We start from the raw sequence: 12,423 nt of genomic DNA, 5'->3' as shown, positions 1-12,423 counted from the left end.
AAAATCCGTCGTTTACGACATTCAATTTGACCAACTTGAAGATGGCGAAATAAATCACTAATTTTATGATTCTTTCCTAAATGATTGGTGACAATAAAGTTTTTTTAACACGAATGCAGAAGTTGATCTCTTGTTCAATTAACCATGTAAACCACTGCTCACCGATAAACTCTCTGTCCGCGAACACATTCACAATACGGTCTTTACCAAAAATGGATATAAAGCGTTGAATTAAAGCAATACGCTCTTTCGTATCTGAATTTCCCCGTTTATTAAGTAATGTCCAAACGATAGGTATCGCTATTCCACGATAAACGATCGCAAGCATCAGGATATTAATATTTCGTTTTCCCCATTTCCAATTGGTTCTATCTAAAGTCAGTTGCACTTTGTCGAATGAAAACATATTGAAAATCAACTGAGAAATTTGACGATAATCAAAATACTGACCTGCAAAGAAGCGCTGCATACGTCGATAAAATGATTGTGGTAAGCACTTGATGGGCAAGGCTTTAGATGCAGAAGAAAGATTACATGTTTGCTTTAAAATAATCACAAGCATGATGAGCGCAAAGCACTTTAAATGTGACTTGTTCCATTTTAGATATTTGTTTAAGATAAGATATAGCTCATTGAGATGTGTCATAGTATTCGTCGTTAGAAAACAATTATTGTGACATTATTTCAATGAGTTATCTATTTTTGTCGTGTACAGAGAAAAAACAATTATATTCAATGACTTAATCTTATTTTTAAGATTCTATTATTTTTGAATGGTATAAACGCATTTTATATTCTGATACACAACTTGAGAATTTTGCGATCAATGTCATTTTATTTGTCTTCTTATCGAAAAATTTACTTTCCGATAAGTGGCTGATCAGCACTCAACACAAATCGCTAAAAAATACCACACCTCAAATTTATTAATAAAATTCAAAGTGTGGCATTGCTAAAATGTAAAATTAAGCTGCTTGTTCATCACGCTTAAAGACCAATTCACCTTTAAGTGAACTCTCCGCATCAAAATAATAACCATCAGTATTGAAGGATTTGATGTCTTCTGCTCGTTCAATTTTATTTTCGAGTAAATAACGCGCCATGAGTCCGCGTGCTTTTTTAGCATAGAAACTAATGACTTTATACTTTCCATTTTTTTGATCAAGGAATACAGGCTTAATAATTTCAGCTTTGATCTTCGACTCTTTCACAGACTTGTAGTATTCATCAGAGGCAATATTCACCAGAAGTTCTGATTCAGCCTGTGCCAAATCTGCATTAATGGTCTCTGTAATCGTATTACCCCAAAACTCATATAAGTTATTGCCGCGAGTATTTTTAAGTTTGGTTCCCATTTCCAAACGATAAGGCATCATTAAATCAAGCGGTCGTAATAAACCATAAAGGCCTGACAACATACGTAAATGTTTTTGAGCATAATCAATATCTTGCTTCTCTAACTGATATGCATTCAAGCCTGTATACACATCACCTTTAAAGGCAAAAATAGCTTGACGGGCATTCGCAAAATTAAATTCAGGTTGCCAATCACGGAAACGCTCTGCATTTAGAGTGGCTATTTTTTCGCTTACGCTCATTAAACTGGCAATTTCACTTGCGGATAATTTGCTAGCCACTTCAATTAATTCTTGAGAGTGATCAAGCAACCGTGGTTGGGTAAATTTTTCTGTCGGTAATGCAGTTTCATAATCCAAAGTTTTTGCAGGAGAAATTAAAGCGAGCATAAACAACCTGATTAAATTTTAATTAAATAAACTATAACAGTTGCGTTATTTCAAAGCCAATCTGTGTTTTTGATAAACATAATCTGTAAACTATGCGACTCTCCCGCTTTCACATTTTAGTCATTATGTCAGAACAACTGTTCATTCAAGGGCCTGTTGGTCAGCTTGAAATTTTTATTGATTATCCACAGGGTGAAGTGAAAGGATTCGCGGTAGTTACACACCCTCACCCACTGCAAGGTGGCACACCACAGCACAAAGTCCCTGTACTATTAGCACAAATGTTTTTAGAACGTGGCTATGTGGTTTATCGCCCTAGTTTTCGCGGTTCTGGCCAAAGTGCTGGAATACATGATGAAGGCAATGGTGAAACCAAAGACACCATGCTAGTGATTGAATATGCACGCAGCCAACATCCTAACTTGCCATTTTATGCAGGTGGTTTTAGTTTTGGTGCGAATGTAATGACAAAATGCTATGCGTTGTTACCTATCGAATTACAACCTGTACAGACCATTTTATGTGGTTTACCAACCACGACAGTTGCAGGTGTTCGTCACTATGTAACCCCTCATATTAAGGGTGATATTCTCTTTATCCATGGTGAAGAAGATAATGTAACCCTGTTGTCTGACCTCATTCAGTGGGCTAAACCTCAGCGCCATTTAATTACCGTTTTACCGGGTGCAAATCATTTCTTTACGGGTTACTTAAAACAGCTCCGTATTGCAATTTCGCGCTTTTTAGTTTGATCCCAATTTGTATCAAAATTAATAGAATAAAAAGTCAGTCTCGCTGGCTTTTTATTCTTAATTTTTAGGTATTTCAATAAATATGTAACTTTCAAACTGAATTTAAATAAGTGTTTAATTGCTTGATGGCCAAGCAAATAGAATAAAAAGACTAAAAGATATTTATAAAATGTCAGAATGAAATATTGTTTTAAATATAACTTTTCATTAAAAATACAGAAAAAAATATACAACAATAATTTTCCAAGGGGAAACATGAAATTTATCATCGCCATAATAGCCAGCATGATCATTGCATTGTTGGTTTATTACTTTAATTCAAAGTCAGAAACGCCAACAGCTATACCTGCATCCACAGTCTCTGCTGAAAGTGGTCCTAAAGCCTATTTAACTGCATCTTATAAAATGAATGTACAAGGTCGAGACTTCAACTTGAAGATGGTATATGACTTTCCAAATACGGATATATGCCAAGCTCAACTCAATAGCTCTGAATCAAGTAGCATGATTTCAACATTCAAACAGCGCTGTGACAACGATTCTGTCTGCCAAGCTGCTGAAGTTTCTTCGTGTTCAACGTTTACCGATCAAAAATACAAAGACATGCTCGATAAAAATTATCATGATACGCACTATATTCATATTAGTGATCCTAAAATCGCTAATCAGCGTGGTGTGATTGTATTTTGGGGTTTGAATGAAAGTGAAGCATCAGGCATGTGTGACCATATGAAAAAAGGCAATCGCACAATTAACCCTCTGATTATTGAATGTTTATAAAACGCTGTTCAATAAATAAAAAAAGCAGCTGATTGCTGCTTTTTTTATATCAGTTTTTAACACGTTACTTATTAATGGTTTTCCATTGAAATTCACTATAGCTTTCATTTTCCTTTAAAGTATTTTCAACCGCTTGTGCTAATTGATTCAGCAAACTTTGTTCAGTAATTCTATCTAGCCAGTCTTGATCTTCATCTGGATAAGAGGTGATTTCACAGACCAAACGACCCGCCTCGTCTTTGCCTTGGCACATGACAGAAAGTGGCAATTCATGTTGATCAACACTTACTGCAATTTGGTCACCACTTTGCGAAAGGGTTTGAAAACCATATTTCTCAAGCTTACTTGCTAAAAACTCAGCCACTTGAGTTTGAGTATCCACCGTCGTATCCGCAAGATCTTGTTCACTGTTTGCAGTAAATTGTAGTTTTCTCATTACGCTATCCAAAGGCTTTATTGTTGTATGGTTTTAGCATAAGCAATAAATACAAAACAGCCAAGCATTTGCTTGGCTGTTGTCTAACAAATATACAATTTCTGTGAAATATTTTTTATTCACTTACTGCAATTTCAAGACCTGCTTGCGTTGTAAGCTCAGTAAATGTTGGGAAACTTGTTGCAACAGTTTCTGTACCCAGAATATTAATTTCACCAGAAGTTCGTAAACCTGCCATAGAGAAGCTCATGGCAATACGGTGATCATGATGTGATTCAATTTGACCACCTGTGAAAATAGCACCCCACTCACCAGACTTACCTTTACCTTCAATGATAATGCCATCGTCAGTCGGTGTGCATTCAATACCCATAATTTTCAGGCCATCAGCCATCACTTGAATACGGTCTGACTCTTTTACGCGCAGTTCAGCTGCACCTGTTAAAATTGTTTGACCTTCCGCACATGCAGCAGCAATAAATAACGCTGGGAATTCATCAATCGCCAATGGCACTTGATCTTCTGGCATATGAATGCCTTTGAGTGTACGTGAACCACGAATACGAATGTCTGCAATTGGTTCACCGCCTGCAATACGTTCATTTTCAACCGTCAGATCAGCACCCATTTGTTTTAAAATTTCAATCACACCAGTACGTGTCGGGTTAATCCCCACCGCTTCCAGAGTGACATCCGAACCTTCGGTAATTGCTGCACCAACCATAAAGAATGCAGCTGATGAAATGTCTGATGGAACTTGAATATCAGTACCCACTAGCTTTCCACCGCCTTGCAGTGAAATACGGTTACCCTCAGTTTTCACTTCATAACCAAAAGCACGCAGCATACGCTCTGAATGGTCGCGTGTAGGTTCAGGTTCAGTCACAACTGTTTCACCTTCAGCCCATAAACCTGCCAATAAAATACCTGATTTTACTTGTGCAGATGCCATTGGCAAGTCGTAATGAATCCCCTTTAGCTTTTGACTTCCTGAAATCGAAACTGGTGGTGTACCACGTTCACCTGTAGTCTGAATTTGCGCACCCATTTCACGTAAAGGTTTTGCAATACGCTCCATTGGGCGTTTAGACAATGAAGCATCGCCCGTCATAACCGAGTCAAACTGTTGTGCAGACAACATGCCTGAAAGCAGACGCATTGAAGTACCTGAGTTACCCATATATAACGCACTTGCAGGCGCTTTTAAGCCATGCATGCCTACGCCGTGAATGGTGACTTCACCATTTTTCGGGCCTTCAATACTCACGCCCATATCACGGAAAGCTTGTAATGTTGCTAACGCGTCTTCACCTTCAAGGAAACCTGTTACATGAGTCGTTCCCTCTGCAATGGCACCAAACATGATGGAACGATGTGACACAGATTTATCACCTGGCACAGTAAATTTACCTTGGAATTTCTTAACACCTGGTAAAATTTTGAATTGCTGTGTCGTCACTTTGTTTTTCTCCATCAGTGGTTTCTTTGCGAGCATGTGATTGAAATGCTGACGTGCTGCTTGTGCATGCCCCAGCAATCCCATCAATGCTTGTGAATTTTCATCTTCAATCAGTTTACGTAGAACGGCCAATTGTCTTTCAAAGCCATCCACCGCATTTAAAATTGCCTTTTTATTAGCAAAAAAGATGTCATGCCACATATGTGGGTCGCTTGCAGCAATTCGTGAAAAATCACGAAAGCCACCAGCGGCATAACGGAAAATATCTAAATTGTCTTCTCGGTTAGCCAGCTGCTCTACCAAGTTAAATGCCATTAAATGTGGAAGATGACTGGTATGGGCCAACACTTCATCGTGTTTTTCCACATCCATACAAATCACTTCCGCTTTGGCAGCTTGCCACAATCGAATCAGTTTCTCTACTGCCCAGTCTGCACTGCTTGGTAACGGCGTCAAAATGACTTTGTGATTTACGAATAAATCAACCTTACCTGCGTGTACACCAGTATGCTCAGCGCCTGCAATTGGATGACCTGGAACAAAACCAGCTGGCAATTGCTCACCATAAACCGCTTTGGCAGCATCAACAACATTTCCCTTGGTGCTACCAACATCTGTAATAATGGTCTGTTCAGACAAATACGGTTTGATAATTTCCAAGACTTTTTGCGTTGCACGGACAGGCAATGCAAGAACAACCAGGTCTGCACCTTTGACCGCTTCAGCGGGGTCGTTATAGCCCTGCTGAATCAGACCTAAATTTTTAGCATCGTCCAAAGTTTTTTGTGAGCGTGTAGACGCCACAATTTCTTTGGCCAAGCCTTCTGCAACAATGACACGAGCCAGACTTGAGCCAATGAGCCCAAGCCCAATAAAAGCAACTTTTTCGAATAGTGGCACAGACATAACTTACGCTTTTGCCTCTAGGCCCAATACTTTAGCCAATGCAGCGAGGAATTTTGCATTTTCAGCTTCAGTGCCAATAGACACACGAAGATGTTCTGCAATACCTACAGGACGTACAATCACACCTTCTTTTAATAAAGCGTTGAATGTTTGTGCAGGATCTGCTTTTACATTTACTAAAATGAAGTTGGCACGTGAAGGTTCATAGTCTAAGCCTAAAGCCTCAAAACCTGCTTCAAGCTGAGCCATACCTGCTTTATTGACAACACGTGATTTTTCAATAAACGCTTCGTCTTTAAGTGCAGCAACCGCAGCAACCATTGCTAAATGGTTGACGTTGAACGGCTGACGAATACGATTTAAGAAGTCGGTTACTTCAACTGACGCGAGTGCAAAACCAATCCGTAGTGCAGCCAGGCCATAGCACTTAGACATGGTACGGCTCACAATTAAGTTTGCGTATTGGTCTAAGAATTTCAAGCTATTGAAGTTTTCTGGGAAATATTCCACATACGCTTCATCTAATACCACAATCACATTTGCAGGCACATTTTGCATGAATGCTTCAAATTCAGCTTCTTCAAACCAAGTCCCTGTTGGGTTATTTGGATTGGCAATGAAGATCAATTTAGTATTAGCTTTAACCGCAGCAGCCATTGCCTCTAGATCATGTGAGAAGCCTTTCGCAGGGACTTCAATTGCTTCAGCATTAATTGCTTGAGTCACCAAACTATAAACAGCAAATGCATGTTGGCTATAAACAACTGAATCATTTTCAGAAACGAATGCGCGAGCAAAAATTTCCAGAAGATCGTTTGAACCATTACCCAAAGTAATACGGTTATGCGCTACACCAAATTGTTTTTCAACTTGGTCTTTTAGAATAAAACCGCCACCATCCGGATATCGACCAATTTCAGCAAGTTCAGCAGCAACAGCTTCTTTAACTTTATCTGAACAACCCAATGGGTTTTCATTTGATGCGAGTTTGACGATATCAGTAATACCCAACTCACGCTCAAGTTCACTAATTGGTTTACCTGGTTGATAAGGCTTTAACTTTGCAATGCCTTCATTGGCTGGGACAAACGTCATTTTACACTTCCGGTTATTTCAAGTGATGAAGGTGATCAACTCCTGTTGAAGCTGATCACAGTTGTGATCTTAAAGAACAGCAATCGGATATGAACCCAATACACGAATTTCTTTTACTAACGGACGAATTTCTTCAATTGCCGCTTTCACGTTTTCTTGCTCAACATGACCTTCTAAGTCCACAAAAAATACATAAGCCCATTTTTCAGGCAATGCAGGACGGGTTTCGATACTGGTTAAGCTGATGTTGTGCTTGGCAAACGGTGCAAGAATTTCAAGTAATGCCCCTGCACGGTCATGTGCAGAAATCAACAATGAAGTTTTATCATTGCCCGATTGCGGTACTTTCTCACGGCCAATCACTAAGAAACGTGTGGTGTTTTCTGGGTTGTCTTCAATATTGCTATGCAAAATTTCTAGATTGTAGATATTCGCTGCCACTTCAGATGCAATTGCAGCAGAGTGCCATTCATTACGAATACGACGCGCAGCTTCTGCGTTTGAGCTTAAAGCCACACGTTCTACACCTGGATAATGTGCATCTAACCAACTACGGCATTGTGCTAACGTTTGTTGATGCGCATAAATTTGCTTAATGCTGTCTTTACGAGTGTTTTCAGACACCAGAAATTGGTGGTGAATACGAAGTTCAACTTCACCAATCACATTGAGATGTGAAGATTTGAAGCAATCTAGGGTATGGTTCACTACACCTTCAGATGAGTTTTCAACTGGCACAAGACCATAGTGCGCACTGCCTGCTTCTACTTCGCGGAATACTTCATCAATCGTTGGAAGTGGGCGAACAACAGCATCTTGACCAAAATGTTTTAAAACAGCCGAATGCGTATAAGTTCCGACTGGACCTAAAAACGCAATACTTTGTGGTGCTTCAAGTGCCAAACATGCCGACATGATCTCACGAAATAAACGCGCCATAGTCACATCAGATAATGGCCCTTCATTACGATCCATAACTTTACGTAAAACTTGTGCTTCACGTTCAGGACGATAAAACAGTGGATTCTCTTCAGCAGCAAATTTTGCTTTTGCAACTGCTTCTGCCAGTTTCGCACGACGGTTGATAAGTTGTTGAATCTGCATATCAACAGAGTCAATATCATCACGAATCTGAACTAAGTCAAGAGAAGTCGTAGTGTTCTGATCATCGTGGATCATTGTTATGTCGCCCTTCAAAAATATTTTGCAAACAGTATAACAATAGTTAGCTTTCAATTGTTGCGCAATACGACTTTGATTGATTCAGTCTTAAAAACATACAGTTGATTAAACCATCATCAGTTCAACTGAAGAACCAAAACAGGTAAATTGATCAACTTAGCAATTTTTGTTGAATATGAATTGAAAGAACCATCATTCGGAGAATTTGGACATTTTTAAATAAAATTTCTTAGCAAAAGTTCAAGCCAAATAATCTTTAAAACAAACCTAAGTAATCTGTGCCACATACCAGCTAAAAGACTCTACATACTGCAATAACTTGAAACGAATACAGGTGATTTAAAACAAACTGTCATTGGTCATCTTTTCAGTGATTTATGCTTTACCATCACCTAATATTTACAGACGTTGACGCATTGATAACAAATAAGACAGACATTTATCTGAATTTAGATATAGTCGTTTAGAACTAAAACAAAAATAGTCTCAAAGGATACGGTTATGCACAAAAGAATTGCTGTGTTGGTGACCTATGATTTTGAAGATGTCGAATATATTGAACCTGTAGAGGCATTCAGAGCTGCTCGACATAGTATTATCAATATCGAAGAACAGGTCGGTAAAATTGTTTATGGGATGAAACGCCAATCCCAAATCACTATTGATCAAAGCATTGATGATGCTTCCGTACATGAATTTGATGCGCTGTTTATACCGGGTGGATTTTCACCAGACAAACTGGCATTAGATGATCGCTTTTTATATTTCGTTCGTCACTTTGCTGATAGCCAAAAACCTATTCTGACCAGCTGTCATGGCCCTTTACTGTTATTAGAGGCAGGTGTCGTCAAAGGTCGACATTTGGCTAATATTCAAACACTAAATGAAGACTTATTAGAAGCAGGTGCTGTTTTATCCGATTTACCTGTCGTCAATGACTGTAATTTATATATTACCTCACGCAGCACATCGGACACCCCTAAGTTTATAGATGTGTGTTTACAAGTATTGGGGCAACCTCACCCGCCTATTCAATAATTTCCTTCTACTATTGAATAAAAAAAAGCGGAACTGAATCCGCTTTTTTTTATTCACAAGAACTAATTCTAAGTAACGATCATCTGCTGTTATTTAACGACCTAAAATACTACGTGCAACAATCTCTTTCATAATTTCGTTCGTACCACCATAGATTTGTTGGATACGTGCATCTACAAAGAAACGTGATATCGGATATTCCGTCATGTAGCCATAACCGCCAAATAACTGCAACAAATTATCGGCAACTTTCATTTGCATATCCGTAGCGAAACTCTTCAACGCAGCCGCAGTTTCAACATCAAGTTTACCTTGCATATACAATTCTACGTTTTGGTTATAAAAAGCTGCTGTTGCCAGTTCATCAATTTTTGCTTGCGCCAAAACAAAACGTGTATTTTGGAATTGACCAATTGCCTGCCCAAATGCTTGGCGTTCTTTGACATATTGTGTTGCCACATCAATTGAACCACGAATAGCGCCAATTGCAGTCGAAGCAATTGCTGTACGTTCTCGAGGAAGCTCTTGCATTAAATATGCAAAACCATGCCCTGCCTGCCCTAAAAGTTGTTCCTTTGGTACTTTGACATTGTCATAGAAAAGCTCAGATGTATCTTGTGCATGTAAGCCTATTTTGTCTAGATTCGTGCCTTTTTTAAAGCCTTCCAAATGTGTATCCACCAATAACAGCGATACACCTTTGGCACGTGCTTGAGGATCTGTTTTTGCTGCTAATACTACTAAGTCAGCATGCTGGCCATTTGAAATAAAAGTTTTTGAACCATTTAAAAGATAATGATCACCTTGCAAAATTGCACTACTGCGCATGGACTGTAAATCTGAACCTGCACCCGGTTCAGTCATCCCAATTGCGCCCACCACTTCACCGCTAACCATTTTCGGTAGCCAATATTGCTTTTGCTCTTCATTGGCAATATGCAGAATATATGGTGCTGCAATTTCAGAATGACATGAAATACCGGTAGATAGAGCACTAAAGCCAGCACGAGCAGATTCTTCCACCAACATGAGTGAATAATGTGTCGGAACGCCATAACCACCATATTCTTCAGGAACATCTACACATAAGAAACCATTTTCACCCAACGCACTCCACACAGAACGCGGCATGATGCCCTCTCGTTCCCATTGCTCATAATGTGGTGCGACCTGCTCAGCTAAAAAGCGGCGGAAATTATCACGAAATAATTCTAAATCTGCATCATACGCCAGCATATTATTGCTTCCTTGTATTTCAATTTGTTGTTTTGTTGAGCCACATCCTATTGCACTTTTAAGGTAGCGTCATGCTGAAAAACTAAAGCGTTCAAAATTATTCATCATCATTTAAGCTTAAAAAAAAGGAAGCCGAAGCTTCCTTTTATCACAGCACAATCAGCATATGCTTTTATGCATGATTTGCTTCACTTGCCATTTGCTTATCAATTTCTTCAGGGTTAGCCAAAGCATAGTCCAATTTTTCTTTGTCTAATTGACCTACCCATTTTGCAACCACCAATGTTGCTAATGAGTTACCCACAAGGTTAGTCAACGCACGCGCTTCTGACATGAAACGGTCAATACCAAGAATCAATGCCAAACCAGCAACAGGAATATGACCAACAGCAGACAATGTTGCAGCCATAACAATGAAGCCTGAACCTGTTACACCAGCAGCACCTTTAGATGAAATCAATAACACCAATAACAAGGTAATTTGGTGAGAGATATCAAGTGGTGTATTTGTTGCTTGTGCAATAAAGATCGCAGCCATGGTTAAGTAAATTGAAGTACCGTCTAAGTTAAATGAATAACCTGTTGGAATAACCAAGCCTACAACTGATTTTTCAGCGCCTGCAAGCTCAAGTTTTTTCAACATACGCGGTAGTACAGATTCAGAAGATGATGTACCCAATACAATCAATAACTCTTCACGAATCATACGAATCATTTTCAAAATACTGAAACCGCAAATACGTGCAATCGTACCCAGTACAAGGAAAATAAATAGTAGACAAGTAATATAGAAACAGATGATTAATTGACCCAATTGAGCCAATGAACCGATACCATATTTACCAATGGTAAATGCCATTGCACCGAACGCACCAATTGGCGCAAGTTTCATGATCATGTTTACGATGTTAAAGAACACGTGAGAAACTTGATCGATGAATTTCAATACAGGTTTACCTGCATCGCCCAATTTATGTAGCGCGAAACCAAATAAAATAGCGAATAACAATACTTGTAGAATTTCACCTTCAGCGAAAGCACCCACAACAGTATTCGGAATAATATTCATGAAGAAGTCGATGGTCGACTGAGATTCACCTGAAGCAACATATTTAGAAATACCTGAGGTATCTAATGTTGCAGGGTCAATGTTCATGCCTACGCCTGGTTTTGCAATGTTAATTACAAGCAAACCAATAATCAGTGCGATAGTCGAAACGATTTCAAAGTAAAGTAAAGCAACACCACCGGTTTTACCGACAGATTTCATGCTTTCCATACCCGCGATACCACTTACAACGGTACAGAAAATTACTGGAGCGATGATCATTTTGATCAAACGAATGAATGCATCACCTAAAGGTTTAAGTTGCTCACCTAAACCTGGAACATATTGCTCTGCACCATTAATAATTTGCGTACCACTTGGTGAGAAATGCCCCACTAAGATACCCGCAATAATGGCAACAATCACTTGAAAATACAGCGACTTATAAATTGGTTTTTTAGCCATGACATTACTTCACGATATATTTCTAAGCTAGAAATATTCAGTTTTTGTCTATTTTAAAAAAATAAACAGCCCAAAACTCTTTTATCCAAGTAAAAGAGCACCAAAGCATCTAGAACACTAAATACTGTAAAAAAACTAAACTGTGCACGAGTGATGAAATTGCGATCACTTCAAGACCTGACATCAAATCAGTGAATTGAACAGGAGATGAAACACATACTAAAGTAGGTTAAATTTTACCTGTTTTTTATTGGCTTGTTTTGCTGCAAATGTTAATTTGG

At 38.8% G+C, this 12,423-nt stretch carries 10 protein-coding genes and 1 pseudogene; 3 read left to right on the top strand and 8 right to left on the bottom strand.

Annotated features, from left to right (window positions below; genetic code table 11):
• Both FTT84_RS08855 and yaaA read right to left on the bottom strand, forming a co-directional pair.
• Positions 1-646 (bottom strand): annotated as a pseudogene (locus FTT84_RS08855) (IS4 family transposase); the annotation flags it as partial.
• A gap of 319 nt (positions 647-965) precedes the next feature.
• On the bottom strand, positions 966-1,745 hold the full coding sequence (yaaA, locus tag FTT84_RS08850) for a peroxide stress protein YaaA (protein ID WP_180057411.1): 780 nt from the start codon (positions 1,743-1,745) through the stop codon (positions 966-968).
• 125 nt (positions 1,746-1,870) lie between these two features.
• Between yaaA and FTT84_RS08845 the strand changes: the two genes are divergently transcribed.
• Together FTT84_RS08845 and FTT84_RS08840 are read left to right on the top strand one after the other, a co-directional pair.
• Positions 1,871-2,497: an alpha/beta hydrolase gene (locus FTT84_RS08845; RefSeq protein ID WP_180057408.1), complete on the top strand. Its 627-nt coding sequence runs from the start codon at positions 1,871-1,873 to the stop codon at positions 2,495-2,497.
• Positions 2,498-2,752: 255 nt separating this feature from the next.
• Positions 2,753-3,277: a hypothetical protein gene (locus tag FTT84_RS08840; protein ID WP_180057405.1), complete on the top strand. Its 525-nt coding sequence runs from the start codon at positions 2,753-2,755 to the stop codon at positions 3,275-3,277.
• Positions 3,278-3,341: 64 nt separating this feature from the next.
• On the opposite strand, the gene FTT84_RS08835 is transcribed toward FTT84_RS08840, so the two are convergent.
• The 4 genes from FTT84_RS08835 to pheA form a co-directional block, all read right to left on the bottom strand.
• Positions 3,342-3,713, bottom strand: a complete 372-nt coding sequence (locus FTT84_RS08835; protein ID WP_067762644.1) for a hypothetical protein — start codon at positions 3,711-3,713, stop codon at positions 3,342-3,344.
• 115 nt (positions 3,714-3,828) lie between these two features.
• Positions 3,829-6,078, bottom strand: a complete 2,250-nt coding sequence (locus FTT84_RS08830) for a bifunctional prephenate dehydrogenase/3-phosphoshikimate 1-carboxyvinyltransferase (protein ID WP_180057402.1) — start codon at positions 6,076-6,078, stop codon at positions 3,829-3,831.
• 3 nt (positions 6,079-6,081) lie between these two features.
• The gene (gene hisC, locus FTT84_RS08825; RefSeq protein ID WP_180057399.1) at positions 6,082-7,173 is read right to left on the bottom strand and encodes a histidinol-phosphate transaminase; all 1,092 of its coding nucleotides are present in this window, start codon (positions 7,171-7,173) and stop codon (positions 6,082-6,084) included.
• A 69-nt stretch (positions 7,174-7,242) separates the two neighbouring features.
• A complete protein-coding gene (gene pheA, locus FTT84_RS08820; protein WP_067762647.1) occupies positions 7,243-8,352 on the bottom strand; it encodes a prephenate dehydratase in 1,110 nt (369 codons plus the stop codon).
• 504 nt (positions 8,353-8,856) lie between these two features.
• Here pheA and FTT84_RS08815 point away from each other — a divergent pair.
• Positions 8,857-9,393 (top strand): DJ-1/PfpI family protein, encoded by a 537-nt coding sequence (locus FTT84_RS08815; protein ID WP_067762648.1) that lies wholly within the window; start codon positions 8,857-8,859, stop codon positions 9,391-9,393.
• Between the two features lie 93 nt (positions 9,394-9,486).
• On the opposite strand, the gene FTT84_RS08810 is transcribed toward FTT84_RS08815, so the two are convergent.
• Positions 9,487-10,629 (bottom strand): acyl-CoA dehydrogenase family protein, encoded by a 1,143-nt coding sequence (locus tag FTT84_RS08810; RefSeq protein ID WP_067762649.1) that lies wholly within the window; start codon positions 10,627-10,629, stop codon positions 9,487-9,489.
• Positions 10,630-10,801: 172 nt separating this feature from the next.
• A complete protein-coding gene (locus FTT84_RS08805) occupies positions 10,802-12,142 on the bottom strand; it encodes a dicarboxylate/amino acid:cation symporter (RefSeq protein WP_067762650.1) in 1,341 nt (446 codons plus the stop codon).
• Positions 12,143-12,423 lie beyond the last annotated feature (281 nt).

The organism is Acinetobacter sp. YH01019 (assembly GCF_013420285.1).
Taxonomy (GTDB): Bacteria; Pseudomonadota; Gammaproteobacteria; order Pseudomonadales; family Moraxellaceae; genus Acinetobacter; species Acinetobacter gandensis.
The sequence above is the reverse complement of the archived record's forward strand: the minus strand, read 5'-3'. Positions and strand labels throughout refer to the sequence as shown.